This window comes from Pseudomonas sp. BNK-15 (genome assembly GCF_047456105.1).
In the GTDB taxonomy this organism is placed as follows: domain Bacteria; phylum Pseudomonadota; class Gammaproteobacteria; order Pseudomonadales; family Pseudomonadaceae; genus Aquipseudomonas; species Aquipseudomonas putida_E.
This window is the reverse complement of the sequence record NZ_CP179898.1, coordinates 492,262-516,245: the sequence shown is the minus strand read 5'-3', so window position 1 is coordinate 516,245 and position 23,984 is coordinate 492,262. Positions and strand designations below refer to the sequence as shown.

Genomic DNA, 23,984 nt, shown 5'->3' with positions numbered 1-23,984 from the left:
GACCTCAGTTGTGCTTGGGCTTGTCGGTGAGGAATTTGCCTTGGGGTGCTTCTGCGTGCTGCTGGCGCCGGGTGTTGCCATCGATGCCGCCGGCAATCGCCCATTCGGCGAATACGGTCGGGCCGGGTTCGAACGCGCGTGGCTGCCATTCGGCGGTCAGTTGGTCCTCGTCGGCGTAGTACTCGACCAGCGCGCCGGCCGGGTTCTTGAAGTACCAGAAGAACGCCGATGACACCGGGTGGCGGCCCGGGCCGATTTCGGTGGCCCAGCCGCAGCGGGAGATATGCATGCCGCCGCCGAACACCTCGTGCAGGTCACGTACGGTGAACGCCACGTGGTTGAGGCCGGCGCGCGGGGCCGGCAGCTGGAGCATGAACAGGTCGTGGTGGCCGCCTTCCTCGGCGGTGCGCAGGAAGGCGCCGCGGTTGGGGTAACGGTCCGATGCCTGGAAGCCGAAACGTTCGTGGTAGAAGGCCTCGCAGGCGTTCACGTCCTTGACGAAGAACACCACGTGGCCCACTTCGATGGGCGTGGCACGGTCGTAGATCGGCGCCGGCTTGTTGATCCGGCCCTTGGTCTGCCAGGTGTTGTGGCCGCTGCACTCGATGTCCAGCGTGCGTTTGCGGGTGACCTGCAAGCGGATCGCCAGGCCGTTAGGGTCGGTGCAACCGATGCGGCCATTGCCTTCGACAAAGCCCGGGTCGTTGGCGATGCGCTGGCTGCACAGGGCAAGGTCCGCCTGGCTTGCGACACCCCACACCACTTCACGCACGGTCGAACCGGGCTCGATGGCCGGCGGCAGGCCGGGTTTGTCGAGGGCGGCCAGCACCACGCGGCAGCCATTGAGGGTTTCGAAGATCACCTCGTCAGGCTGTTCGCTGACTTTGCTCAAGCCCCAGTCGGTGAAGAAGCGGACGCAGGTGGCGAGGTCTTCCACGCCATAGGTGACTTCGTCGATGCCCAGTACGCTCATTGCCCTGCCTCCACGCCGGCCCAGGCCAGCGGCTGTTGGTTCATGCCCCAGTAGAGGCTTTTCTGCTCCATGTACTGCAGGATCCCCAGGCGGCCTTTTTCACGGCCCAGGCCGCTGTCACGCCAGCCGCCGAACGGCGTCGAGATGGAGAACTGCTTGTAGGTGTTGATCCACACCGTACCGGCCTGAAGCTTGCGGCCAAGCGCCCAGGCACGCTTGTAGTCACGGCTCCAGATACCGGCGGCAAGGGCGTACAGGCTGTCGTTGGCCTGGGCCAGCAGGTCTTCTTCGTTGTCGAACGGTAGGGCCACCAGCACCGGGCCAAAGATCTCTTCCTGACAAACCTGCTGGTGGTTGCCCAGCCCTTCGAGGATGGTCGGCGGGTAAAAGTAACCCTGCTCGTACAGGCCGCCGCTCGGGCGCTCACCGCCCAGGCGCAGGCGGCCACCTTCGGCCAGGCCCAGGGCCACGTAGCGCTCCACCGACGCGCGGTGGCCAGCACTGATCAGCGGGCCCATCTGCGTGCGCTCGTCGGCCGGGTCACCCAGGCGCAGTTGCGCGGCGGCAGCGGTCAGCCGGGCCATGAACGGCTCGTACAGGGCACGGGCGACGAACAGCCGGGAGCCGGCGATGCATGCCTCACCCGAGGAGCTGAAGATGCCGTACAGCACACCGGCCACGGCGTGGTCGAGGTCGGCGTCGTCAAGGACGATGGTCGGCGACTTGCCGCCCAGCTCCAGCGACACCGGCATCATCTTGTCGGCGGCGATATGGGCGATGTGTTTGCCGGTACGGGTGCCGCCGGTGAACGACACACGTTTGACCAGCGGGTGGCGGGTCAAGGCGTCACCCAGCAGTGAACCCTTGCCTGGCAGCACGCTGACCAGGCCTTTGGGCAGCCCGGCGTCCTCACAGATGCGGGCCAGTTGCAGGGCCAGCAGCGGGGTGATTTCCGCCGGTTTGATCACCACCGCATTGCCACCGGCCAGGGCCGGGGCTAGCTTCTGCGCCTCGCTGGCGATGGGCGAGTTCCATGGCGTGATCGCCGCGACCACACCCATCGGCTCGTACACGCTCATGCTGACGAAATCGCCGCGCGACGGGGTGATGGTTTCCTCCAGCGTTTCGCAGGCAGCGGCGAAAAACTGGAAAGTCCCTGCCGCGCTGGCGACCAGGGCGCGGGTTTCGTTGATCGGCTTGCCGTTGTCCTGGCGTTGCAGTTGCGCCAGCTCTTCAGCGCGCTCGCGGATCAGCCCGGCGATGCGGTACAGCACAGCGGCACGTTCGTGCGGTTTGCGCTGGGCCCAGCCGCTGTGCAGGAAGGCCTGATGGGCCCCCTGCACGGCGGCTTCGACATCTTCAAGGCTGGCCGCATTGAGCCAGGCGACCGGCTCACCGGTCGCCGGGTAGCACGAGGCGTAACGCTCGCCGCCGCCCAGGCGCCAAGTGCCGGCGATGCACAGCGGTAAGGTCTGTTCCAGAGTCATTGGCAGTCCCCTAGATGGAAATGGCATGGGCGTGGTTGCCAAGGGCGCGAACCACGCTGTAGACGGTCAGTGCCGAGGTCTTCGGGTTGGCCGGCAGCGGTTTGCCGCGCAGGCTCATTTCGAAGCGGCCGAAGGCGCCGCGGGCCTCGACCTGGTGCACGTTTTCTTCGCTGAGCGGGTCAGCGATCAGGGTCACGCGGGTGCGGTCAAGGCCCAGCCCGGCCAGTGACAGCGTGGCCGCGACGTTGGCGTTTTTCGGGTACAGCCGCGCTGCCTCACGGGCGCTGCCGTCGAAGATCACGGTCGCTTCTGTAAGGGCGTCCAGCGTACACACCTGCTCGGCGGGGGTGCTTTGCCAGGCGCGCGCCGGTTTGCGGCCGGTGTAGCTGACCGCGTCGAGGCCGCCGACCTTGGCTGCTGACAGTGCGTCGATGCCGCCAATGGCGCCGGGCAGCAGTTCGATACGCGTGTTGCCGTGTGCCGCTGCCGCTTCCAGGCGCTCGACCAGGCCAGGCTCGGACAGCGCACCAACCGAGACGATCAGGCAGGCAACCCCGCGCTCCAGCGCTGGCAGCACGTGCTCTTCGATTGCCTTGTGGCCGGCGCATTCGACCAGCAGGTCGGGGCGCGCGTCGGCCGGCAGGGCGGTGAGTACCTGCGGCGGCCGGCGCAAGCTCGCCAGGCGCTGACGTACCAGCGCTTCAGAGCCGGCCGAGGCAATCACCGCATCGACGCACAGCAGCGGGTCTTTCTCCAGCAGCTCGAGCACGCCGACGCCAATGGCACCGCAGCCGATCATGGTGATATGCAACATGGCGTGGTCCTCAGGCCGTGGCCTTCTGCGCCTTGGTTTCGCTGTTGGGCGGGCCGGCGAACTGGGTAGCGAAGCCGCCAACGCTGAGCATGTCCACTTCCAGCAGGAACGGGCCTTGCGCGCCCAGGGCGCCTTCGAGCACCTCGCCGAAGTGTTTCAGATCGCTGACCAGGCCATGGCGCAGGCCGAGCGATTCGGCCAGCTTGCTGTAGTTCGGCGTGTGCAGTTCGACGTAAGCGTGGCGGGCGCCGTAGATGGCGTCCTGGATGTTGCGGATAACGCCATAGCGCTGGTCGTTCATCAGCAGGATGACCACGTTGGCGTTCTCCTGCACCAGGGTCGCCAGCTCACCCAGGTTGAGAATGAAGCCACCATCGCCTGCCAGGGCGAACACTTTGCGCTCCGGCGCTGTCTGCGCCGCTGCCACGGCAGCGCCGATGCCCATCGCCAGGCCCTGGCCGATGCCACCGCCGAGTGCGTGCACGCCGGACAGGGGGTGATAGAGGTTGAGCAGGCGGTTGCCCCAGATGCTGTTGGACAGCGTCACGTCGCGCACCCAGGTGAAGTTGCGCCCGGTCTGCGTTTGCAACTGCTCGACCAGCGACGCATACGGGCCCAGGTCGGCGACCAGCTGTTTGCGTGCCTGCTCGCGCACATTCTTGAGTTCGGGCAGAAAGTTCGGGTCGATGTTCAGGCGGCCCTGCAGGCGGTCGGCCAGGCCCTCCAGGGCCAGTGCCGCATCGCCACAGATGAACAGGTCGCTGGGGTAACTGCGGCCTTCGATGGCCGGGTTGACGTCGATGCGCAGGGTAGTGCGCGGCAGCTTCAGGGCGTACTTGAAGGTCTCGTTGCTGCGCAGGCGGGAACCGGCCACCACCAGCGCATCGCAGGTCTGCATGAAGCCTTCGACCAGCTTGTTCTGCGAGAAGGCCCCCAGGCAGCGCTCATCGTCTTCGTTGACCACGCCGCGGCCTTGGGTCGAGGTGATCACCCCGACGCCCATGTCCAGCAGGCGCTTGACCTGCGCGCCGGCATGCCGGGCGCCGCCGCCCAGCCATAGCAGTGGGCGGGTGGCGCTGGCCAGGCGTTCGGCAACCAGGTCGAGGGCTTCGGCGGCCGGTGCGGCGACCGGGATAGGCAGTGGCGACAGGTCGGTCGGCATGGCGATGAAGGCCGACTGGATATCGATCGGGATCTCCACGCTGACCGGGCCGGTGGGGGCGGTGAGGGCGGTCTGCACGGCCAGCTTCAAGGTGCTCAGCGCGGTTTCGACGCTGCGCACGCGAAACGCTGCCTTGGACACGGCCTTGAGCATGGTCAGCTGGTCGCGTGCCTCGTGAATGTAGGCCAGCTCCTGGTCCAGGTACGGGGTTTCGATCTGCCCGGTGATGTGCAGCAGGGGGGTGCCGGCGGTCAGCGCTTCGACCATGGCCCCGGCGGCGTTGCCGGCGGCAGTACCGGTGGAGGTCAGGCATACGCCCAGGCCACCGATGCTGCGGGCATAGGCATCGGCCATGTTGGTGGCCCCGGCTTCACCGCGGGCCATGACGAAGCGGATGTTGCCGCGCACAGCGAAGGCATCGAGGATCGGCATGTTGTGGATCGAGATCACGCCGAACGCCGCCCTGACGTCGCATTGCTCGAGGAACGCGGTGATGACGGCACCGACGGTGACAGTGTTTTCGTTACGCATGGCGGGACAGGCCTCCGGATACATCGATATGACTGCCAGTGGTGTAGGCCGACAGAGGCGAAGCCAGGAACAGGATCGCCTGCGCCGCTTCCTTCGGCAGGCCAAGGCGGCCCAAGGGAATGTGTTTGCGTTGCGCCAGCTGTGCGGTCCATTGCGACCAGTCCAGCTCGCGCTCTTCGCGGGCCTCGAAGCGGCGGCGCCATTGCCCCGACTCGACCAGGCCGATGAGGATGCCGTTGACCCGGATGCCGTGTTCGGCGAATTCGAAGGCCATTGAGCGCACCAGGTTCTTCAGCCCGGCACGGGCGGCCGAGGTGGCGACCATATGCGGTTCGGGCTGGCTGGCCAGCAGCGAGTTGACGCACACGATCGAGGCGTTAGGCTGGCCCTGCAGTTGTGCCATGAACGCGCGTACCGGGTGGATGACCGAGAAGAATTTGAGCTGCAGTTCTTCGTTCCAGGCCTGGTCGGTGGTGTCGGCAAACGTCGACACGCGGCCCTGGCCCGCATTGTTGACCAGCGCCTGGGCCGGGCCCAGTGCGGCCAGGCTGGCGGCGGCAAAGGCCCGCACGGACTCGGCGTCGAGCACGTCGCACACCTGGGCCAGCAGGCCCGCCTCTGGGAAGCGTTCGCGCAGCCGGGTTTCGGCACTGCGCAGGCGGTCTTCGTCGCGCCCGCAGAAGGCTACGCGGGCGCCGGCTTCGAGCAGCAGTTCGACACAGGCGTAGCCGATGCCGGACGAGCCGCCGGTGACGATCACCGTGCTGTCTTGAAGTTGGTAGGGGTTCATCTCAGTCCCTCATCAGCGCGGTGACGCGGCCGTGACCGGTGTTGGGCGTGTAGTTGAGCAAGCGCGACAACTCATCGGCACTGCCCCGCACCTGGCCCAGCAGGTTGTCGAAATTGACGTGGCCGATCTGCACGGTCGGGATGGTCAGGCCGAGCGCTGCGACTACTTGGCCGCTGTCATCACGCACGGGTGCAGCCACCGTGGAGATGGTCGACTCGAAGAAGCCTTCGCCGCTGACATAGCCGCGCAGGCGATCGGCCTGGACCAGGTCGAACAGCTCCAGCACGGTCTTGGGCGTGCACGGCGAAAACTGCTCCAGATGCTCTTCGGGATACAGCTCGCGCAACTCGCTCAGGCTCAGGTCGGCCAGCAGGATGCGCCCCAGCACCGTGGCGTGGGCCGGCAGGCGCGTGCCGACGGTAACTGCGCTGGAGAACACCGAGGGTGGTGAAACCTTGGCCACGTAGACGATCGAGCGACCGTCGCGTACCACCAGGTTGCTCGGGTAGTTCAGGCGATCGCACAGCCGTGCCAGCAGTGGCTGGCCCAGTTCGGTCAGCTCCAGCGAGGCCAGGTATTCGAAGCCCAGGCGCAGTACCGACATGCCCAGGCGGTATTCGTTGCCGCTGCGGGTGACGAAGCCCATGGTTTCCAGGGTGGTCAGCAGGCGGAAGATGGTCGAGCGGGGCAGTGACAGGCGCCGGGCCAGTTCGGGGGCGGTCAGGGTACGGTTCTGCCGGCTGAATTCGCACAGCAGCAGCAGGCCGCGTTCCAGGCCCGGGACAATGTACTTGTCCTGGTTTTCCTTCAACGGATCCATTTCGTTCATAGCGCGCTACCTGTGAGAGAGGCGTCCAGGGCGCGGGCCAGCAGGCCCGTCACCGTGTCAGGTTGTTCGATGGCGCAGGCATGGCCAGCGCCGGGTATCAGTTTGAAAGGGGCGCCCAGAGCATCGGCCAAGGCCTGGCAGTCGTCCGCGCGGGTGATGCCGTCGGCGCTGCCGCAGTGCACTTCGCAGGGCACTGCCTGCGGCGCGTGGCGCAACAGGTGGTCGCCGCACAGCAGCTCGATGGCTTGGCGGTAGCCGTGCGGCTGTAGCCGCGCCATGTTCCACTGCACCCAGGCCAGCGCCTGGGCACCGGCGCCTGGCGACAGCAAATGTGCACTGCGCTCGCGGGCCATTTGCCCGATGCCCATGTGGGCCAGGCTGTGCAGGCGTTTGCTGCGCACGGCAAGACCTTGCTTGGGTTGCGCCCCGTAACCGCGTGCCGGGCTGAGCAGTACCAGGCGGTTGACCCGCTGCGGGTGGGCCTGGGCGAACGCGGCGGCAGTCAGCGCCCCCAGGGAATGGCCCACCAGCACACAGCGCTCGATGCCTAATGCGTCGAGTGTCTGCAGCAAGCGCCCGGCATAGTCGCGGGCGCCTGGCACAGCCCTCGGCAGTGGCGTGGACTGGCCGTAGCCGGGGGCATCCCAGGCGATCACCCGTGCCCGCTCGCTCAAGCCCAAGGCCACTTGCAACCAGCTCGCCGCGCCCGAGCCGATGCCATGCAGCAGCACGATGGCCTCGCCGCTACCGGCCTCACGTACCGCCTGCAGCCCTTGGTCAAGGCGCAGCAGGCGTTCGGCAAAGCGCTGGTCGAGCTGGCTTAGCAAGGGGGCGATGAGGGTGATCGGCATCATCGACTTACCCGCGCTTGATCGATGCCAGCGGGTGCGCTGGTGGGTAGGTCGGGGTCACCGGCTTCTTGGCACCGAGCATCACGCACATCAGTGCGTCCTCGTCACCCACATTGATCTCTTCGCGGTACACCCCTGGCGGCACCGAGATCAGGTCGCGGTCGGTGAGGATGGTTTCGAAGCGCTCGCCGTCTTTTTCGATGACCACCTTGAGCTTGCCGCGCAGCACGAAGAACACTTCCTCGACGTCGGTGTGCAGGTGGGGCGGCCCTTCGTGGCCGGCCGGGATGACCATGGTGGAAAAGGTGAAGTGCTCGGACGCGATGGTGTTCATGTCACTGCCAACCCCCGTGCCGCCGGTGCCCACGTAGCGCATCTGCGCGCGGCGGTACTTGGGGTCGTAGTCGGCCTGGAACTTCAGCGCATCCCAGTCGTAGCGGCGCGTCTGGTAGCGCGCTATGCGCGTCTGCATCCAGCTGGCCAGGTCGGCGTCGGCGGGGCGGTCCCAGGATTTCGGGGCGTCGTGTTGCACAGAGAGGTCAGTCATGGAGGTCTCCTTTGCTCAGGGCATGACGAACCCGCCGTTGACCGGCAGGGTTTGTCCAGTGATGAAGCGCGACAGGTCGGACAGGGCGAACAGCACCGCGCCACTGACGTCGTCGGGCAGTTGCGGGCGCTGGATGGCCCGTTGTTCGGTGTACAGCCGGTGGCGGGCCTCGGGCACATAGGCGGTGGCTTCGACCAGCACCAGGCCGGGGGCGATGGCGTTGACGGTGATGTTGGCGTTGCCCAGCTCGCGGGCCAGGCTGCGGGTCATGGCGATCACCGCGCCTTTGCTGGCGACATAGGCCAGCAGGTTCGGCGCCCCCCACAGCGGGGTGTCGGAGGCCAGGTTGATGACCGCGCCACGGCCGCTTTCGCGCAGCGCCGGCAGGGCGGCGCGGGTCATCAGCCAGGTGCCGCGCACATTCACCTGCATTACCTGGTCCCAGGTCTCGATGTCCAGTTCCTCGCAGCTCTTGCCGCCGGAGTTGGTGATCGAGGCGTTGTTGACCAGGCCGTCCAGGCCGCCCAGGCGCTTGACCGTGCGCTCGATGCAGGCCTCGATGGACTCGGGGCTGGCAAGGTCCAGGCTGACGCCGCTGACATCCAGGCCCATACCGCTCAGCTCACAGGCAGCCTGTTGCACGCGCCCGGCGAGCACATCGGCGATGACCACCCGGGCGCCGGCCTGGGCAATGGCCTGGGCAAAGGCATAGCCCAGCCCGCGGGCACCACCGGTGACTAGCACGCGGCGGCCCTGGAGAAGGTTGTGGAAGCTGCTCATCATTGGCTACTCAACATGGCTTTGGGGAGGTAGTGCAGGACGCGCTTTTCGGCCCACACCACGGCGCCGTAGGCGAGCACGCCGATCAGCGTGAGCATGACGATGGCGACGAACACGCCCGCGGTGTTGCCCTGGCCTTCGGCATCCACCAGCAGAAAGCCCAGGCCCTGATTACCGCCCACCAGCTCGCCGACGGTGACGCCGATGACGGCCAGGGTCGAGGCGATACGCAGGCCGGAAAACAGCGCGGCCATGGCCGAAGGGAACTCCACCAGGCGGAAGATCTGCCAGCGGCTGGCATTCATGGTGCGCACCAGGTTGATCATGTCCGGGTCTACGGTGCGGATGGCCGAGAGCACGTTGATCATCACCGGGAAGAACACGATCAGGATGGCGATGAGGATCTTCGGATAGATGGTGTAGCCCAGCCACATCACGAACAGCGGGGCGAAGGCCACCTTGGGCGCGATCTGCAGCGCCAGGATGTAAGGCGAAAGCATCGCTTCGGCCGAGGGCGACAGCCCCAGCGAGACGCCGATGGCCACCCCCAGCAGAGCACCAAGGGCGAAGCCGACGATGATTTCGAAGGCGGTGATCAGGGTGTGTTCCAGCAGGCCGCCGGAGTGCCACATCAGCACGCTTTCCTGAGCCACCCGGCTCAGTTGCGGCATCACGAACTCGGGCATGCCGACCAGTCCCGGGCCCCATTGCCAGAGCGCCAGGAACAAGACCAGCAGGGCGATGCTGCCGGCCACAGAAGGATTGATATTTCTCATCGGGTGCTTACCTTGTCATTGCCGGGCCGTCACTGGGCCGCGGTACGGGTTTCGATGAACTGGTTGCTGTAGAGCTCGTCGAGCTTGGGTTCGCGGTTGACGATGCCCTCGCTGACGTAGAACTTGCGCACGGTGTCCAGGCGCTCAGGGTCGATGCGGCCGAGTACCGGCTGGCCGGCGTAGACGTATTCCACGTACAGGCGCAGGGTCTTTTCCAGCGAGGCCTCTTTGCCGGCGTAAGCCGGGACTGCACGGGCGAAGGTGGCGGCGGCCGCCTTGGGGTCATCGATGATGTCCTGCAGGCCGCGCAGGGTGGCCTGAACCACACCGCGGACGATTTGCGGGTGTTGTTCGATAGCGTCGTCTGAAGCGAGGATCGCCTGGGCCATGCTTTCAAATACCTGCTCGCGCGGGATCAGCGCGTACTTGAGCCCGGCGTCTTCGGCGTTGACCACCCAGTCCGGCACCCCGGCCATGGCCTGGGCCTTGCTGGCCGAGAACAGTTGCCACACGCCCGAGGGGCCGGCTGCCTGGATATCCACATCGTCCTTGCTCAGGCCAGCCTTGCGCAGCGAAGCGAGCAGGGCGTAGTAGGTGGTGTCGGAGTAGGACATCACTGTCAGGGTCTTGCCCTTGAGCTGGCTGACCGAGTGGATGTTTTCGCTGGCGTTGGTAGCGATCATGGTGACCCCGCCGCCACCGAGCACCGCCACTGCACGTACCGGGATGCCGTTGGGGCGCACGATGATCGGCGTGTCACCGATGGCGCCGCCAACCAGGGCGTTGCCCGCGCCGATCTGCTTGGCCACGTCGACTCCGCCTTTGGCGGCGATGAAGGTCAGGTCCAGGTCCTGGGCCTGGTAGTAGCCTTTTTCCTTGGCGATGATCCAGGGCGCGAACGCTGGCAGGCTGGGTGGAGCAGGCAGCAGGTAGGTGACCTTGGTGGGCTCGGCCTGGGCATGGGCTGCCAGGCTCAGGGCCAGGGTTGCCAGGGCGGTATGAGCCATGCGCTTGAGGTGTGTGGTGAACATGCTAACTCCCGAGTGGTGAGTGGGGCGTCGGTCAGTGCAGGTCGAGGTCTTCGCCGACCTTCAGCAGATCCATCAGGCGGCCGGCCAGCGGGCCGATTTCCGGCAGCTTTCGGCGTTCCAGCGGGTTGTTGCGATAGGGCAGGTCGATCTCGATTTCTTCGATGATCGTGCCAGGGCGGGCGCTCATCACCAGCAGGCGGTCGGACAGCGCAATGGCCTCGACCAAGTCGTGGGTGATGAACAAGGCGGTCTTCTTTTCCTCGAACAGCATCTGCGCCAGGTCCTGTTGCAGGATCATCTTGGTCTGCGCATCAAGGGCCGAGAACGGTTCGTCGAGAAACAGCACCTGCGGGTCGATCGCCAGGGTGCGGGCGAGCGCAGCGCGCTGGCGCATGCCGCCGGACAGCTGGAACGGGTAGTGGTCGGCGAAGCCTTGCAGGTGGCAGCGCATGAGCAGATCCTCGGCGATGACCTTGCGCTGGCTGGCAGGCATTCCCTGGATTTCCAGGCCCAGCTCGACGTTGCGGCGGATGCTGCGCCATGGCATCAGCAGGTCTTTCTGCAGCATGAAGGCAACTTTGGGGACGGGGCCGTTGACGGCTTCACCGCCGACCAGCACTTCGCCTTCCGTGGGCCGGTACAGGCCTGAGCCCATGTTGAGGATGGTGCTTTTGCCACAACCGGAAGGACCGATGATCGACACCACTTCGCCGCGACGGATCTGGAAGTTCACGCCTCGGATGGCGAATGGGGCATCCGTCTTGCCCTTGGCGGGGAAGGCCTTGCCGACATTACGGAATTCGATTTCCGTGGGGGCCGGGTCTTCGTTGCGCTGCGGTACATGCCATTGCGGGGCGATTGCGTACATCTCTTTCACAGCCATGGGCGCGGTCTCTGGTCTGTTTTATAGGTGATACGCCGTTTAGTGCATGAACAATGCCAGGTGGGTAATTTCCAGAATTAAATATGAAAGTGCTTAGTTATTAAGTGTTTGCGAAGTTATGACCTGTTTTGCTTTGTTTTATATATGAAACGTAGTTTTCTATGTGGCACAAAAATGCCCAGCAACCGCGCATGAATTTGGCTTCGTGCGTAGTTGCCGGGCATTTGGGGTAACGTCAAAGTGTGTGGTTTTACTGGTGAAACGGTGTTGGATTGATCGCCGACAAGCCGGCGCCTACAGGGTTGCTGTATCAGGCCTGAGCGCGGCGCGCGGGCTTGAGCACGAGCCACAGCGCGGCAGCGATCAGCAGGCCGCCATACAGGTGGCCCATCGACAGCGATTCGTCCAGCAGCCACGCGCCCCACAGCACACCGAAGACCGGAATCAAGAAGGTCACGGTACTGGCCTTGACCGGGCCAATCTCGGCCAGCAGGCGGAAGTACAGGATGTAGGCGAAGGCCGTGCACACAAGGCCCAGGCCCAGCAGCGACAGCCACACCTGCCAGCCGCCCCAGCTGGCAGGCGGCTGGGTCAGCGCACTCCAGGCGAACAGTGGCGTCATCATCAGCGTGGCGCCGAGCATGCTGCCCAGCGCCGAGAGGCGGCTGTCCAGGCCGCTGATCCAGCGCCGCGCCAGAAAGCCTGCGAAGCCATAGCAGGTGGTTGCCGCCAGGCAGGCCAGGGCGCCTTGCAGCAGTGCCATGTCCAGTGCCACCGGGCCCGCGCCACTGAGAATGCCGACACCGAACAGGCCAAGGAAGATGCCGCACAATTTGGGCAGGGTCATGGCCTCGCGGAAGAACAGTGCGCCGATCAGCACCCCCATCAGTGGCGTGGTGGCGTTGAAGATCGCCGAATACCCCGCCGGCAGTACCTGGGCTGCCACCGAATAGAAGGTGGCGGGGATGCCTGAGTTGATCATGCCCAGGACCAGGCAAGCGCCGAGTTTGCCCTCGAAGTTCCAGCGTACGCGGGCTGCGGCGAGTATGGCGATCAGGCCGAGGCAGGCGATGGACACGCGAAAGAAGGCGGTAGGCACGGTGCCCAGTTCGGGGGCGATGATGCGCATGAACAGAAAGCTCGCCCCCCAGACGGCGGCAAGGGTCAGCAGGCGGGTCAGGGCGATGGGGCTCACGGTGGTCTCCGGGTACAGGGCAGGGCGCGAGTGTACGCGATGGTGCACGGGCGGTTCTTGTCCTTTCTTGCGGTGTAAGCCGGTCGAGGCTCCGCAAAGTTGCACAGGCGACTAAGCTGTCTATCTCACCCCGCACCGAGGTGTCCTGCATGACCCAGCACTGGCCGGCCGGCGAAATCGCCCGGATGATCCTCGATGGCTTCGACGACTACCGCGAACACTTTCGCCGCATCACCCTGGGCGCCCGCGAGCGCTTCGAGCAGGCGCGCTGGCAGGACATCCAGCGGGCAGCGGCGGCGCGGATCAACCTCTATGAGCAGAAGGTCGGTGAGGTCAACGGCTGGCTGCGTGACGGGTTTGATGAAGAAGTGCTGCTGGAGGTCGAACAGTGGCCCTTGGTGAAAAGTGCCTATATACGCCTGATCGACCCGCGGCTGGACGATGAGCTGTCGGAGACTTGGTACAACTCCTTGTTCTGCAGCCTGTTCAGCCATGATCAGATCAGCGATGGCTGCATGTTCATCCACACCACCCGGCCGTCGATACGCAACCATGAGCGTGCTGCACAGACCCGCACCTATATGCCCGATGGCAGCCTCAAGGGCCTGTTGCGGGCTATCTTCTGCGACTATGCGTTCGATTACGGTGACCTTGAGAGCGACCTGTCGCGCCTTGAAGAGCGACTGCGCGACTGCCTGCCGGACTGGGTGTGCAAGGACCCGGCCCTGGCCGTTGAACTGTTCGTGCCGGTGCTGTACCGCAACAAGGGCGCCTACCTGGTGGGCCGGCTGTACAACAGCGATGAACAGTGGCCCCTGGTGATCCCGCTGCTGCACCGCGAAGGCCATGGCATCGAGGCGGATGCGCTGATCACCGACGAGGCCGAGGTCTCGATCATCTTCTCCTTCACCCGTTCGTATTTCATGGTCGACGTGCCAGTACCGGCGGAGTTCGTCAATTTCTTAAAGCGCATACTGCCGGGCAAGCACATTGCCGAGTTGTACACCTCGATCGGCTTCTACAAGCACGGCAAGTCGGAGTTCTATCGCGCGCTGATCAACCACTTGGCCAGTACCGAAGACCGCTTCATCATGGCACCCGGTGTGCGCGGTATGGTGATGAGTGTGTTCACCTTGCCGGGCTTCAATACCGTATTCAAGATCATCAAGGACCGCTTTTCGCCGTCCAAGACGGTCGACCGTGCCACGGTGATCGACAAGTATCGCCTGGTGAAGAGTGTCGACCGGGTTGGGCGAATGGCCGATACCCAGGAGTTCGCCGACTTTCGTTTCCCCCGGAGCAAGTTCGAGCCTGAGTGCCTGGCCGAGCTGCTGGAGGTGGCGCCGTCCACCGTGGCTGTGGAAGGCGATACGGTGCTGGTCCGCCATTGCTGGACCGAACGGCGCATGATCCCGCTCAATCTGTACCTGGAGCAGGCCAGCGAAGGCCAGGTGCTCGAAGCGCTGGAGGATTATGGCCTGGCCATCAAGCAGTTGGCCGCAGCGAACATCTTTCCAGGCGACATGCTGCTGAAGAACTTCGGGGTTACCCGCCATGGTCGTGTGGTGTTCTACGACTATGACGAGATCAGCTACCTGACCGAGGTGAATTTCCGCCATATCCCACCGCCGCGCTACCCGGAGGACGAGATGTCGGGGGAGCCGTGGTATTCGATCGGGCCGCACGATGTATTCCCGGAGGAGTTCCCGCCGTTTCTGTTTGCCGATATGGGCCAGCGGCGTTTATTCAGCAGGTTGCATGGGGAGCTGTATGACGCGGATTACTGGAAGGGGCTGCAGGCATCTATCCGCGAAGGCAAGGTGATCGATGTGTTCCCGTATCGGCGCAAAGGGCGCTGAGGCGGGTTATTGGGCGGACACCGATTGACCTGCCTATCCCTTAAGGCACTTGAGCTCACTGAAGTCGGTACGCACCTTGGCCAGCCGCCCCTGAAGATACTGCCGCTGGGCCGGGCTGCTCTGTTGCAGCAGGTCGATCAACAGGCTGCGTGTCTGTTGCTCGCTGTTCTCGAAGGCAGCGCGGTATTGCGCAGTCCACAGGCTTTCCTTGCGCTGCAGCAATTGCGCCAGGCGCGGTTCGAAGCTTTCGTCGCTGCGCTGGTTCATGGCCATCATCAGCTGTTGTTGCCAGTGCGCACGGTTGGCGATCCACTGGCGGTTCTGGTCGCCCAGCGCCTGTGCCCAGGTTTGCACGCGCTGGCGTTGTGCTGCGGTGAGTTCGCCGAACCAGGGTGTCAGGCGTTTTTCCATGCGCTCGGCGCGGCGGGCGACCTGTTTGGATAGGGGTGTATCGACGTATTTCTCTTGCCGTTCACTGATGTCTTCACGCAAAGCTTCGCCCAGCTGCGCGACCTGGGCATCGCTCATGCCGCGCAGCAGCTCGGCGGCCGACGGGGTGATGGCTTCTGCAACGCGACCGATCGCCTGCCGGGCTTCGTTCATGCGCTGTTGCAGCGCCTGGTCGGTCACTTGCCCATCGGCGACCATGCTGCGTACGCGGTCGAGCCAGTCGAGGTACCCGGGCAGTTCGGTCGTGCAATGCCATGCCAGGTGCTGCTTGAGCCGTTCGTCGAGCAACGACCTCTGGTCACGGTTCATGGCCAGGTAGTCGTCCAGCGACCACGGGACCAGCCGGTCGAGGTTGCGGTAGGCCAGGTCTATACGGCTGCAGGCCACCAGTGCCAGCGCAAATGCCGTGGCGATGATCAGGGCTTTGGACAGGCGTAGAAACATGTGCTGATCCCTTGCAGATGGCTGGCCACACGGTAGACGCGAGTACTCCACGACGGTTCCGCCGAATCAGCGGTCGGGCGGCGCGCTGGCTTCAGGTGTAGAATAGCCGCCTTGTCTTGAGGAACATCGGAAATGGCTCTGCTTGGGCGTTACAACAGTTTGCAAATCGTGAAACACGTGGACTTCGGCCTCTACCTGGACGGCGGCCCCGACGGCGAGATCCTGCTGCCCGGGCGCTACATCCCGAAGAACGCCGAAACCGAGGTCGATGACTGGCTCAACGTGTTCCTCTATCTGGACAGCGAAGACCAGCTGATCGCCACCACCGAGAAGCCCAAGGTGCAGGTTGGCGAATTCGCCAGCCTCAAGGTCAAGGACATCAACGGTGCGGGCATCTTCCTCGACTGGGGCCTGTCCAAGGACCTGCTGATGCCGTACTCGGAAGAGGCGCGGCCGCTGAAGATCGGCGACTACTGCGTGGTGCATGTCTATCTCGACAAGCGCACCCGGCGCATCACCGCCACTTCACGGCTGGACCGCTATCTGGACCGCACCCCGGCCGATTACCAGGTCGGTCAGCCGGTCGAGCTGCTGGTGGCGGGCGAAACGCCGATGGGCTTCAAGGCCATCATCAACAACCGTCATTGGGGCCTGATCCACAAGAATGAGATCTTCAAGTTCATGCGTTCGGGCATGCATGAGAAGGGTTTCATCAAGGAAGTGCGCCATGACGGCAAGATCGCGTTGAGCCTGCAACCGGTTGGCCAGGCGCTGGCGGACGGCTTGCATGAGCAGATCATGCAGCGCCTGGAGGCCGAAGGGGGCGTGTTGCCGGTGTGCGACAAGAGCGACCCAGAGGTGATCAGCCGCATGTTCAACGTCAGCAAGGGCAACTTCAAGAAGGCTATCGGCGCGTTGTTCAAACAGGGCCGGATCGTCATCCATGACGATCGCATCGAGCGGGCCTGAGGTCAGGCCTGCACGAATGTGCTGAAGTCGAGCTGCTCGCCGCCCGGGCGGGTGTCGCGCAGCAGCGAATCACGGTCGGCGCTCAGCGCCAGGCTGATGGTCGAGCGGCGCTTGCCGGCATTGCGCACTTCCATCTGTTCCTGATGCGCCTTGAGGAAGTTGGTTGGGACCTTCAGGTGCTGCAGTTCGTCGCTTTCAGGGGTGTGCAGCAGCAGGTTGACCCAGTCGGGCTGGCCCTTGCGCAGCAGCGCCACCGGTACTTCGAACCACCACAGGTTGCGTTTGGGGTCGAGGATGGCGAACAGCGTGTTGGCACTGGTGAGCACCGGCTTGGCCAATGCTTCGTTGCGCCGGGCGATGGCGGCGGGTTTGTCGAGTTTCATGCAGGTTCCTGCGGTGTGACGCTATAAAGGGCTGCATTGTGAGGGGTGGCGGGTAGCGGAGCAAGGTTTGATGGCCTCATCGTCGGCGTGCCGGCGATGAGGCCAGCTACCCTAGCGGCGAAGCGGCTGGCTCAACTCGGAGGTCGCGCCGTCGGCCGTAGTCACTGTGGCGGTAAAGCTGCGCACCCCATCTGCATTCTCCAGCACCTGGGCAAACTGCGCCTGCCCCTTGGCATCGCTGTTCACCAGTACTTCCCCTAGGTACTGCTCAGCCTCCGTGCCTTGTGCCTGGGCATTGCCGAACAGCTCGACCCGCAGCAGGCTCGATGCCGGCCCCTGCACTTCGCCGCGCAGCACATTGTCGTTCAGGGCCAACAGCCGTGGTGCCTGCTGGTTATGGTTGGGCAGCGGCTGGCAGGGCTTGGGCTGGCCCTTGGCATCGCAGATCACGGCCTGGTCCTTTTTCGGCAGGTCGGCACCGACCCCGCGAGAGCCTACGTACAGTGCATGGGCCTGGGCTGGCACGCCAAAAACGATGGCGCCCGTGCGCTGATCCGGTACGCAAGAGCCGCCAGCTTCGCAGCGGCGGATATCCAGGCTGTTGCCCCAGATCCGGTTACCGGTCAGGCGCGTGGTGGTGACTTCCGGCTCCGGGCGCAGCGCCACGCCGATGCGGTTGCCGTGGATCAGGTTGCCGTCGAGGATATTGCCTTGGCCGGTGACGCTGACGCCGATCGAGTTGCCGCTGAAGGTATTGGCGCCCAGGTAGTTGCGCTTGCCCCAGTTGATCTGCAGGCCGTCGGAGTAGTTCTCGAAGCGGTTGCGTACCACGCTGTTGTCGTTGCCCAGCAGAATCTCGATGCCTTGGGACGGCTCCGGGTTGGCTGCAGTCGAACGGAACAGGTTGTCGGCCACCAGGTTGAACGCCGCGCCGCGGGTCAGCTCCAGGCCATCGCCATTGTCGATCAGCTGGTTGCGCAGCACCTTGTTGTTGACCGTGGTGGTGGCCGTGGGGTTACCGGCACCGTCATCGCCGGTCAGCATGATACCGGCACCGCCCTTGTTGGCGACGATGCGGTTGTCTTCGATAACGTTGTGGCTGGCGCGGTTGACCAGGATGCCGATGCAGAAGTTGCGCACTTCCAGGCCACTGAGGTGTACGCCCTGGGTGTCGCGCAGCACCAGCCCGGGGTTGGTCGTGGTGCGCACGTTGGTGCCGAACTGGCCGGGCAGGGCGCCGGGGCAGGTGTGTACTCCCTGGTCCTTGATATAGCCGGCGCCGTCAATGGCGACGTATTGGCCGTCGCGCGCCCAAGGCAGGCCGGTGATCTGCACCGGGCCTTTGATTTCAGGCAGGGCGCGGGTCGGCCGGATGACAAACGGGGCTTGGCCGACTGCGGCGATGTCGATGCGGTAGTGGCCGGGCTTTTGGTTGCTGGTTTCGATCGCCCAGCGCAGGGTGCCTGGCTGGCTGTCGTCGGTGTAGCGGTCGACCCGCAGGGTTTCGGTGGCCGGTGCGCCAGCGATCGCGGGCAGGGGCAGCAGCGGCAGCAAGGCTGCCAGCAGGGGCATCAAACGCATGGGTGCAGGTTCCGTAAGCTGTTGTTTTTATAAGCATGCAACCTCTATAGGGCTGCCGTTTGCCCGCGATTCTAGGGCAGCAGGCCGGCATTGCGCAGACGTAGGTAGCCGATTCAGTGCGGTATTCGCCCGCAGATTTACCGCTCGGCTTGAGATTGCAAAAATGTTTGAAACTCCTGAACTGGCCGCTGGGTCCACCTTTTGTCGACACGGATCACGTGTCTCCATTTGCAGGAGATTTGCCATGAGCGGCACTAAAGACAAAGTCAAAGGTATGGCCAACGAAGCAGTGGGCAACATCAAGCAAGGTGTTGGCAAAGTCACCGACAATGACAAGCTGCGCGCAGAAGGCAAGGCCCAGGAAATCAAGGGCGAAGGGCAGCAGGTCAAGGGCGACGTCAAGGATGCTGTGAAAAAGCCTTGATCACGGTATGACTACAGCCCCGTCGCCAGCAGACGGGGATGGGGCTGTTGATCAAGACGGCGAATTTTTCTTCAAGTCCAGCAGGGAGCAGCACACCAGTCGCGTGGTCTATTAGACTTCCCTGATGTACTGATCAAGCGGCGAAAGGAGACGCTATGATTTTTCCCGACCTGGGTGGCTTGCCCCTTCACCGCATCCTGGTGCGCACCGTCAAGGAATTCCTTGACGACGAGATGTCCACCTACGCCTCTGCGCTTGCTTACCAGATGCTGTTTTCGTTGTTCCCGTTCCTGCTGTTCCTGATCGCACTGATCGGTTTTCTGCACCTGCCGGATTTCTTCTCGTGGCTGCGAATGCAATCGGAGCTGGTACTGCCGCCCCAGGCGTTGGAACAGGTCAACCCCGTCATCGATCAGTTGCAGCAGTCCAAAGGTGGCCTGCTGTCGGTGGGTATCGTCATCGCGCTGTGGACCGCCTCTGCAGGCGTACGGCTGATGATGAGTGCCATGAATGCCGCCTATGACGTGCCCGAAGGGCGCCCGGTGTGGAAGCGCATACCATTGTCGATTGTCTATACCGTCGGCATTGCCGGTATGCTGCTGGCGGCGGCAGCGTTGATGGTGCTGGGGCCTCAGGTGATGGAGTGGATCGCGGCTCAGATCGGCATGCAGGAAGTGATCGTCACGGTGTGGACGATCTTGCGGTGGCCGGCGATCATCATCCTGATGATGGTGGCGGTGGCGGTGATCTACTACGTGATGCCCGACGTGAAACAGAAGTTTCGCTTCATCACTCCAGGCTCAGTGCTGGCGGTGGTGGTCTGGATCATCGCTTCGCTGGCATTCGCTTACTATGTGAAGACTTTCGCCGACTACAACGCCATGTATGGCAGTATCGGTGCGATCATTGTATTGCTGTTGTATTTCTACATTTCTGCCGCCGTATTGTTGCTGGGCGCGGAGATGAACGCTGTGATCGAACATATGTCCGCTGAGGGCAAAGACCCTGGCGAAAAGGATTTCGAGGGCGATAAAGCCAAGGAAACCCTGACCGTGCTCGGCCATGAACATCCCGTCGAGCCCCAGCCTACCGAGCAGAACCCGCGATGATCCGTGACATCCTGAAGATGGGCGACGAGCGCTTGCTGCGCGTCGCAGCCCCGGTGCCAGAACACCTGATCGGCAGCGCCGAACTGCAGCAGTTGATCGACGACATGTTCGAAACCATGCGCCATGTCGGCGGCGTGGGGCTGGCCGCACCGCAGGTCGGCATCGACCTGCAACTGGTCATTTTCGGTTTCGAGCGCAGTGAGCGTTATCCCGATGCCGAGGCGGTGCCACAGACCATTCTCCTCAACCCGGTGATCACTCCGCTGTCCGCCGAGATCGAGGAGGGGTGGGAAGGCTGCTTGTCTGTGCCTGGCCTGCGCGGGGTGGTGCCTCGCTACAAGCACATCAGCTATGAGGGCATCGACCCGCAGGGCAACCCGGTCAACCGGGTTGCCGACGGGTTTCATGCGCGCGTGGTACAGCATGAATGCGACCACCTGATCGGGCGGCTGTATCCTTCGCGGATTCAGGATTTCGCCAAGTTCGGTTACACCGAGGTACTGTTCCCTGGGCTGGACGCCAGCGACGACTGACCATGCACCATCGCCATCAGCCGTTTGCTGCGTTGGTAGCGTGCCAGGCGTGACCCCAGCGTTTCAGGCAACATGTTCGCCGGGGAGAACCCCAGACGTTGGTAAAAGGCTTCGAGGTCCGGGTGGCAGAACAGCCACGTTGGGCCACGACCTTCGCCCAGTGCTGCGTTGACCAGGCGCGCGGCCACACCCTGGTTTCGCCACTCTGGGGCTACCAGCAGGCCGGTGAGCCACCGGCCACCGGCAACAGCGCTCAAGCTCAAACCAGCAACGATTACGCCGCTGCGCGCCACCCACAACTCACCCTCGCTGGCTGCACGCATGCGCGAGCCCTGCTGGCGATAGAAGTGGTCTAGCAGCCGCCGTTCAAGGTCGGTCAGTGGGGTGCAGAGAAGTGGCGTCATGGTATTCCGCTGGCAAACAGCTCTAGCCCAATGATTTCGGGCCATCAATCCGTTTCGCTTTGTCGCAGATTGTTGCAAAAGCTGCAAGGGTGAATGTCCGAGTTCGGGGTTCAACTATTCCAGGCCGGGAGTAGAATTTCACGTATCCCCCCTGGCAGTACGACAAAGCGGGATCGGTACTTCGTGTCATCTTCGCAGTTGATGACAACTTCTCCGCGCCATTGACGGCATATGAAGTCAATCGATCAGCTTGATTGATTTAAAGGCCAAACATCCATGAAACCATTACTGATTCTTGCATTGGTCGGTATGTCCTCGTTCGCCCTTGCCGATGAGGCCAAAGCCGTCTCCACCGAGCCTGTGGCCCAGCAGTACGACTACTCCATGAACCTTGACATCAAACGGGTGATCAACCTGTCGACCATCCCCAATGTCTGCGAAGTGGTGCCTGCGACCATGACCTATGAAGACCATCAGGGCCAGGTGCACACCATTCAGTACCGCGCCATGGGCGAAGGTTGCCAGCAGGGTTGATGCTCCTGCGTTAGCGGCCTTTTCGCACCGGGCAGTAGCGAAGAGGCTGCTTTCGTCACCCTGGGTTCATTGAGCAGACAGTACCTGCCGTATTACCTCCAGGCCGCGTTTCAGTTCAGCCCGGCTGCCTGCCGCGGACAGGCTGATGCGCACGGCCTGCACCTCACTTGCGCCAATGGCGAAGACACTCGCCGGGACGACTTCCACACCTTGTTCCCGACATTGCTTTACAACCGCCTCAGCCCCCTGCGGCGTGCCCAGCCACGCGTGGGGTGAAGGCTGGCCTGTGTTGTGCAGCCCACCAGCCAGCAGCCTGCGTGCCAGGCGCCAGCGCTCGCAAATTTCTGCTCTCTGCCAGGCCAGCCGCCGGGCGGCGGTACCGTCATCGATCCATTGGCAAGCGACATGCAAGCCCAATGGCGACACCGGCCAGTGGCTGGCCTGGGCATGCGGGTCGACCTGTGACAGCAACTTCGCGCTGGCCACGATCCACCCCAACCTCAAGCCTGCAGCTACGGTCTTGGACAGGCTGCTGATGTAGATCCCTTGATCGCCCAATAGCGGGTAGAGCGGCGGCCGGTCGCTGAGTGCGCCATACACATCATCTTCGATCACCAATAACCCCAGGCGTTTGACTACCCCAGCGATTGCCTCGCGGCGAGCATCATCCATGCAGGCGCCCGTGGGGTTGTGCAGGGTAGGTGTGGTCACCAGCACGCGGGCACCGCTGGCGCGCGCCACCCGGTCCAGGTCATCAGGCCGCAGGCCTTGGTTGTCCAGTGCGACGCCATGCACGGGCAGACGCAGTTGCCGGCAGGCGGCCTTGATGCCCGGAGCGGTCAGGGCTTCAAGCATGACGGGCTCACCCGCCTGGCAGAATGACTGCAGCACCAGGGCCAGCGCCTGCTGGGCTCCGCCGCACAGCAACAGGTGGTCCGCCGACAGGGCCAGGCCGCGATTGCCCAGCCAGTGGGCGCCGCGGATGCGCCCCAGCAGCAACTGTTCGGGGCCCAGGTAATGGTCGAGCAAGCCGTGGTCGTGACCTTGCAGCAGCCTGCGCAAGCTGTCGTGCAGATCATGATTGTGCGGATCGGCAACCGGTACATTGGTCGACAGGTCGATCAGCCGCGTTTGCCCTTCGCAGTGTTTGAGGCGAAACAAGGTCGCTTCCTTGCTCCCCGCCAGCACATAGGTACCGCGGCCCACTTCACCCGCCACCAGGTGGCGAGCGGCGGCTTCACGGTAGGCCTGTTGGGTGGTGCTGGGGTTCAGGCCCAGTTTCCAGGCCAGGCGCCGTTGCGGCGGCAGGCGGTCACCGACCTTGAGCACGCCGCTCTCGATGGCGTTGCCTATAGCGTCGACCAGTGCCAGATACCGGGGTTGGTCATCCTCGACGAGCTGCGGGATCCACACGAAATTGCTACCCATGCAATATAAGGTTGTACCCATACAATGCCCGGCGCTTAGGATCGGATCAACCACCTACCGAAAAGGGATGATCGCCATGTTCGACCTTGCCGCCCTGCGCGAAGCCGCCGCTTTCGTTCACCAACATGTACCCGCCACGCCCCAGCACGCCTGGCCGTTGCTGGCTGAGCGGCTGGGCTGCGAGGTGTGGGTGAAGCACGAAAATCACGCACCCACCGGGGCTTTCAAAGTCCGGGGCGGTCTGGTCTATGTGCGCTCGCTGCTGGCGGGCGGCAATCCACCCCGCGGGCTGGTCACCGCAACCCGTGGCAACCACGGCCAAAGCATGGCCCTGGCGGCACGGCAGGCAGGCATTGCGTTGGTCATCGTAGTCCCTAAGGGCAATTCCACAGAGAAGAACGCCGCCATGCGCGCACTGGGGGCCGAGTTGATCGAGCACGGTGTGGATTTCGATGTGGCCCGTGAAGAAGCCGCGCGGCTGGCCGAGGTGTTGGGGTATGCCATGGTGCCTTCGTTCCACCCGGAATTGGTGCGGGGCGTCGCCACTTATGCCCTGGAGTTGTTCGAGGCTGTGCGTGACCTGGACTGCGTTTACGTGCCGATCGGCATGGGGTCAGGCATTTGCGGGCTGATCCAGGCGCGTAACCTGCTGGGTTTGAAAACCCAGATCGTCGGTGTGGTGTCCAGCGCCGCTGATGCCTATGCCCAGAGCTTTGAGCAGGGCCATATCGTCACCACTGCCACTGCCGAAACCTTCGCCGATGGCATGGCTTGCCGGGTACCCCATCCGCAAGCCTTTGCCCTGGTGCGCGAGCACGCTGCGCGGATCGTGCGGGTCACCGACAGTGAAGTCGCCGAAGCCATGCGGGTTTACCACGAGGCCACGCACAACACTGCCGAAGGTGCAGGTGCCGCAGCGCTGGCGGCGTTGATGCAAGAGCGCGAACAGCAGGCCGGCAAGCGCGTGGCTGTGGTGTTGAGCGGAGCGAACGTGGACCGGGCGCGGTATGCGCGGATTCTCGGGGGCAATGAAAGATCCTGAATGAATATCTTGGAATAAGTGCTATCTTATTTTGATAGCATTTTTCCATGAATACTCGATACCGAAAAATTCTCGACGCTATCCTGAGGACGCCAACCACGTCGTCACTAGCCTTTTCCGAGATTGAAACGCTGGTGCTGCACCTCGGGGGGCAGGTGCTGGAGCGGCAAGGCTC

At 63.8% G+C, this 23,984-nt stretch carries 25 protein-coding genes; 7 read left to right on the top strand and 18 right to left on the bottom strand.

Annotated features, from left to right (window positions below; all coding sequences use genetic code 11):
* Positions 1 to 4: 4 nt before the first annotated feature.
* The 13 genes from ACMGF5_RS02240 to ACMGF5_RS02180 form a co-directional block, all read right to left on the bottom strand.
* Positions 5 to 973 (bottom strand): VOC family protein, encoded by a 969-nt coding sequence (locus ACMGF5_RS02240; protein WP_414157542.1) that lies wholly within the window; start codon positions 971 to 973, stop codon positions 5 to 7.
* Entirely contained in the window at positions 970 to 2,460 is a 1,491-nt protein-coding gene (locus ACMGF5_RS02235) for an aldehyde dehydrogenase (RefSeq protein WP_115274107.1), read from the bottom strand. Before ACMGF5_RS02235 ends, ACMGF5_RS02240 begins: the two co-directional genes overlap by 4 nt.
* 10 nt (positions 2,461 to 2,470) lie before the next feature.
* Positions 2,471 to 3,274, bottom strand: a complete 804-nt coding sequence (locus ACMGF5_RS02230) for an aspartate dehydrogenase (RefSeq protein ID WP_115274108.1) — start codon at positions 3,272 to 3,274, stop codon at positions 2,471 to 2,473.
* Between the two features lie 10 nt (positions 3,275 to 3,284).
* Positions 3,285 to 4,967: a thiamine pyrophosphate-binding protein gene (locus ACMGF5_RS02225; RefSeq protein WP_115274109.1), complete on the bottom strand. Its 1,683-nt coding sequence runs from the start codon at positions 4,965 to 4,967 to the stop codon at positions 3,285 to 3,287.
* A complete protein-coding gene (locus ACMGF5_RS02220; RefSeq protein ID WP_115274110.1) occupies positions 4,960 to 5,757 on the bottom strand; it encodes an SDR family oxidoreductase in 798 nt (265 codons plus the stop codon). The genes ACMGF5_RS02225 and ACMGF5_RS02220 overlap by 8 nt, the downstream gene beginning before the upstream one ends.
* A gap of 1 nt (position 5,758) precedes the next feature.
* Positions 5,759 to 6,577: an IclR family transcriptional regulator gene (locus ACMGF5_RS02215; RefSeq protein WP_115275499.1), complete on the bottom strand. Its 819-nt coding sequence runs from the start codon at positions 6,575 to 6,577 to the stop codon at positions 5,759 to 5,761.
* Positions 6,578 to 6,582: 5 nt separating this feature from the next.
* Positions 6,583 to 7,440: an alpha/beta fold hydrolase gene (locus tag ACMGF5_RS02210; RefSeq protein WP_414157541.1), complete on the bottom strand. Its 858-nt coding sequence runs from the start codon at positions 7,438 to 7,440 to the stop codon at positions 6,583 to 6,585.
* A 4-nt stretch (positions 7,441 to 7,444) separates the two neighbouring features.
* Positions 7,445 to 7,984 (bottom strand): cupin domain-containing protein, encoded by a 540-nt coding sequence (locus ACMGF5_RS02205; RefSeq protein WP_115274112.1) that lies wholly within the window; start codon positions 7,982 to 7,984, stop codon positions 7,445 to 7,447.
* Between the two features lie 15 nt (positions 7,985 to 7,999).
* Positions 8,000 to 8,764 (bottom strand): SDR family oxidoreductase, encoded by a 765-nt coding sequence (locus ACMGF5_RS02200; RefSeq protein WP_371316844.1) that lies wholly within the window; start codon positions 8,762 to 8,764, stop codon positions 8,000 to 8,002.
* Entirely contained in the window at positions 8,764 to 9,540 is a 777-nt protein-coding gene (locus ACMGF5_RS02195) for an ABC transporter permease (protein ID WP_115274114.1), read from the bottom strand. The genes ACMGF5_RS02200 and ACMGF5_RS02195 overlap by 1 nt, the downstream gene beginning before the upstream one ends.
* A gap of 29 nt (positions 9,541 to 9,569) precedes the next feature.
* Positions 9,570 to 10,547, bottom strand: coding sequence for an ABC transporter substrate-binding protein (locus ACMGF5_RS02190; protein ID WP_414157841.1), 978 nt, complete (start codon positions 10,545 to 10,547; stop codon positions 9,570 to 9,572).
* Between the two features lie 55 nt (positions 10,548 to 10,602).
* Positions 10,603 to 11,439, bottom strand: coding sequence for an ABC transporter ATP-binding protein (locus ACMGF5_RS02185; protein WP_187306342.1), 837 nt, complete (start codon positions 11,437 to 11,439; stop codon positions 10,603 to 10,605).
* A 325-nt stretch (positions 11,440 to 11,764) separates the two neighbouring features.
* The gene (locus ACMGF5_RS02180) at positions 11,765 to 12,649 is read right to left on the bottom strand and encodes a DMT family transporter (protein ID WP_046788086.1); all 885 of its coding nucleotides are present in this window, start codon (positions 12,647 to 12,649) and stop codon (positions 11,765 to 11,767) included.
* 149 nt (positions 12,650 to 12,798) lie between these two features.
* Between ACMGF5_RS02180 and aceK the strand changes: the two genes are divergently transcribed.
* On the top strand, positions 12,799 to 14,508 hold the full coding sequence (gene aceK / locus ACMGF5_RS02175) for a bifunctional isocitrate dehydrogenase kinase/phosphatase (RefSeq protein WP_414157540.1): 1,710 nt from the start codon (positions 12,799 to 12,801) through the stop codon (positions 14,506 to 14,508).
* 33 nt (positions 14,509 to 14,541) lie between these two features.
* Here aceK and ACMGF5_RS02170 read toward each other — a convergent pair whose 3' ends face one another.
* Positions 14,542 to 15,402: a DUF6279 family lipoprotein gene (locus tag ACMGF5_RS02170; protein WP_115274118.1), complete on the bottom strand. Its 861-nt coding sequence runs from the start codon at positions 15,400 to 15,402 to the stop codon at positions 14,542 to 14,544.
* A gap of 132 nt (positions 15,403 to 15,534) precedes the next feature.
* On the opposite strand from ACMGF5_RS02170, the gene ACMGF5_RS02165 reads away from it, so the two are divergent.
* On the top strand, positions 15,535 to 16,371 hold the full coding sequence (locus ACMGF5_RS02165) for a S1 RNA-binding domain-containing protein (protein WP_012315688.1): 837 nt from the start codon (positions 15,535 to 15,537) through the stop codon (positions 16,369 to 16,371).
* 2 nt (positions 16,372 to 16,373) lie between these two features.
* Here the strand turns inward: ACMGF5_RS02165 and ACMGF5_RS02160 are convergent, their stop codons facing one another.
* Together ACMGF5_RS02160 and ACMGF5_RS02155 are read right to left on the bottom strand one after the other, a co-directional pair.
* Entirely contained in the window at positions 16,374 to 16,754 is a 381-nt protein-coding gene (locus ACMGF5_RS02160) for a hypothetical protein (RefSeq protein ID WP_012315687.1), read from the bottom strand.
* Positions 16,755 to 16,865: 111 nt separating this feature from the next.
* Positions 16,866 to 18,335, bottom strand: a complete 1,470-nt coding sequence (locus tag ACMGF5_RS02155) for a nitrous oxide reductase family maturation protein NosD (protein ID WP_414157539.1) — start codon at positions 18,333 to 18,335, stop codon at positions 16,866 to 16,868.
* Positions 18,336 to 18,579: 244 nt separating this feature from the next.
* Here ACMGF5_RS02155 and ACMGF5_RS02150 point away from each other — a divergent pair, with 244 nt between their 5' ends.
* The 3 genes from ACMGF5_RS02150 (at position 18,580) to def (ending at position 20,401) form a co-directional block, all read left to right on the top strand.
* Complete coding sequence (locus ACMGF5_RS02150) at positions 18,580 to 18,759, top strand: CsbD family protein (protein ID WP_046788039.1); 180 nt, start codon at positions 18,580 to 18,582, stop codon at positions 18,757 to 18,759.
* Between the two features lie 155 nt (positions 18,760 to 18,914).
* On the top strand, positions 18,915 to 19,868 hold the full coding sequence (locus ACMGF5_RS02145) for a YihY/virulence factor BrkB family protein (RefSeq protein WP_046788040.1): 954 nt from the start codon (positions 18,915 to 18,917) through the stop codon (positions 19,866 to 19,868).
* On the top strand, positions 19,865 to 20,401 hold the full coding sequence (gene def / locus ACMGF5_RS02140; protein WP_414157538.1) for a peptide deformylase: 537 nt from the start codon (positions 19,865 to 19,867) through the stop codon (positions 20,399 to 20,401). The genes ACMGF5_RS02145 and def overlap by 4 nt, the downstream gene beginning before the upstream one ends.
* On the opposite strand, the gene ACMGF5_RS02135 is transcribed toward def, so the two are convergent.
* The gene (locus tag ACMGF5_RS02135; RefSeq protein ID WP_414157537.1) at positions 20,356 to 20,805 is read right to left on the bottom strand and encodes a GNAT family N-acetyltransferase; all 450 of its coding nucleotides are present in this window, start codon (positions 20,803 to 20,805) and stop codon (positions 20,356 to 20,358) included. The genes def and ACMGF5_RS02135 overlap by 46 nt on opposite strands.
* Before the next feature lie 276 nt (positions 20,806 to 21,081).
* On the opposite strand from ACMGF5_RS02135, the gene ACMGF5_RS02130 reads away from it, so the two are divergent.
* The gene (locus ACMGF5_RS02130) at positions 21,082 to 21,339 is read left to right on the top strand and encodes a DUF2790 domain-containing protein (protein WP_046788041.1); all 258 of its coding nucleotides are present in this window, start codon (positions 21,082 to 21,084) and stop codon (positions 21,337 to 21,339) included.
* 66 nt (positions 21,340 to 21,405) lie between these two features.
* On the opposite strand, the gene ACMGF5_RS02125 is transcribed toward ACMGF5_RS02130, so the two are convergent.
* Complete coding sequence (locus tag ACMGF5_RS02125; protein ID WP_323614611.1) at positions 21,406 to 22,767, bottom strand: PLP-dependent aminotransferase family protein; 1,362 nt, start codon at positions 22,765 to 22,767, stop codon at positions 21,406 to 21,408.
* Positions 22,768 to 22,843: 76 nt separating this feature from the next.
* On the opposite strand from ACMGF5_RS02125, the gene ACMGF5_RS02120 reads away from it, so the two are divergent.
* On the top strand, positions 22,844 to 23,809 hold the full coding sequence (locus ACMGF5_RS02120; protein ID WP_346640951.1) for a threonine dehydratase: 966 nt from the start codon (positions 22,844 to 22,846) through the stop codon (positions 23,807 to 23,809).
* Positions 23,810 to 23,984: the final 175 nt, after the last annotated feature.

Coding starts and splice junctions, on each gene's coding strand:
- ACMGF5_RS02215 (WP_115275499.1), bottom strand. CDS start 6,577: ATGGATCCGTTGAAGGAAAACCAGGACAAGTACATTGTCCCGGGCCTG.
- aceK (WP_414157540.1), top strand. CDS start 12,799: ATGACCCAGCACTGGCCGGCCGGCGAAATCGCCCGGATGATCCTCGAT.
- ACMGF5_RS02170 (WP_115274118.1), bottom strand. CDS start 15,402: ATGTTTCTACGCCTGTCCAAAGCCCTGATCATCGCCACGGCATTTGCG.
- ACMGF5_RS02205 (WP_115274112.1), bottom strand. CDS start 7,984: ATGACTGACCTCTCTGTGCAACACGACGCCCCGAAATCCTGGGACCGC.
- ACMGF5_RS02210 (WP_414157541.1), bottom strand. CDS start 7,440: ATGATGCCGATCACCCTCATCGCCCCCTTGCTAAGCCAGCTCGACCAG.
- ACMGF5_RS02190 (WP_414157841.1), bottom strand. CDS start 10,547: ATGGCTCATACCGCCCTGGCAACCCTGGCCCTGAGCCTGGCAGCCCAT.
- ACMGF5_RS02200 (WP_371316844.1), bottom strand. CDS start 8,764: ATGAGCAGCTTCCACAACCTTCTCCAGGGCCGCCGCGTGCTAGTCACC.
- ACMGF5_RS02160 (WP_012315687.1), bottom strand. CDS start 16,754: ATGAAACTCGACAAACCCGCCGCCATCGCCCGGCGCAACGAAGCATTG.
- def (WP_414157538.1), top strand. CDS start 19,865: ATGATCCGTGACATCCTGAAGATGGGCGACGAGCGCTTGCTGCGCGTC.
- ACMGF5_RS02240 (WP_414157542.1), bottom strand. CDS start 973: ATGAGCGTACTGGGCATCGACGAAGTCACCTATGGCGTGGAAGACCTC.
- ACMGF5_RS02225 (WP_115274109.1), bottom strand. CDS start 4,967: ATGCGTAACGAAAACACTGTCACCGTCGGTGCCGTCATCACCGCGTTC.
- ACMGF5_RS02155 (WP_414157539.1), bottom strand. CDS start 18,335: ATGCGTTTGATGCCCCTGCTGGCAGCCTTGCTGCCGCTGCTGCCCCTG.
- ACMGF5_RS02145 (WP_046788040.1), top strand. CDS start 18,915: ATGATTTTTCCCGACCTGGGTGGCTTGCCCCTTCACCGCATCCTGGTG.
- ACMGF5_RS02195 (WP_115274114.1), bottom strand. CDS start 9,540: ATGAGAAATATCAATCCTTCTGTGGCCGGCAGCATCGCCCTGCTGGTC.
- ACMGF5_RS02230 (WP_115274108.1), bottom strand. CDS start 3,274: ATGTTGCATATCACCATGATCGGCTGCGGTGCCATTGGCGTCGGCGTG.
- ACMGF5_RS02185 (WP_187306342.1), bottom strand. CDS start 11,439: ATGTACGCAATCGCCCCGCAATGGCATGTACCGCAGCGCAACGAAGAC.
- ACMGF5_RS02165 (WP_012315688.1), top strand. CDS start 15,535: ATGGCTCTGCTTGGGCGTTACAACAGTTTGCAAATCGTGAAACACGTG.
- ACMGF5_RS02220 (WP_115274110.1), bottom strand. CDS start 5,757: ATGAACCCCTACCAACTTCAAGACAGCACGGTGATCGTCACCGGCGGC.
- ACMGF5_RS02135 (WP_414157537.1), bottom strand. CDS start 20,805: ATGACGCCACTTCTCTGCACCCCACTGACCGACCTTGAACGGCGGCTG.
- ACMGF5_RS02120 (WP_346640951.1), top strand. CDS start 22,844: ATGTTCGACCTTGCCGCCCTGCGCGAAGCCGCCGCTTTCGTTCACCAA.
- ACMGF5_RS02125 (WP_323614611.1), bottom strand. CDS start 22,767: ATGGGTAGCAATTTCGTGTGGATCCCGCAGCTCGTCGAGGATGACCAA.
- ACMGF5_RS02235 (WP_115274107.1), bottom strand. CDS start 2,460: ATGACTCTGGAACAGACCTTACCGCTGTGCATCGCCGGCACTTGGCGC.
- ACMGF5_RS02130 (WP_046788041.1), top strand. CDS start 21,082: ATGAAACCATTACTGATTCTTGCATTGGTCGGTATGTCCTCGTTCGCC.
- ACMGF5_RS02150 (WP_046788039.1), top strand. CDS start 18,580: ATGAGCGGCACTAAAGACAAAGTCAAAGGTATGGCCAACGAAGCAGTG.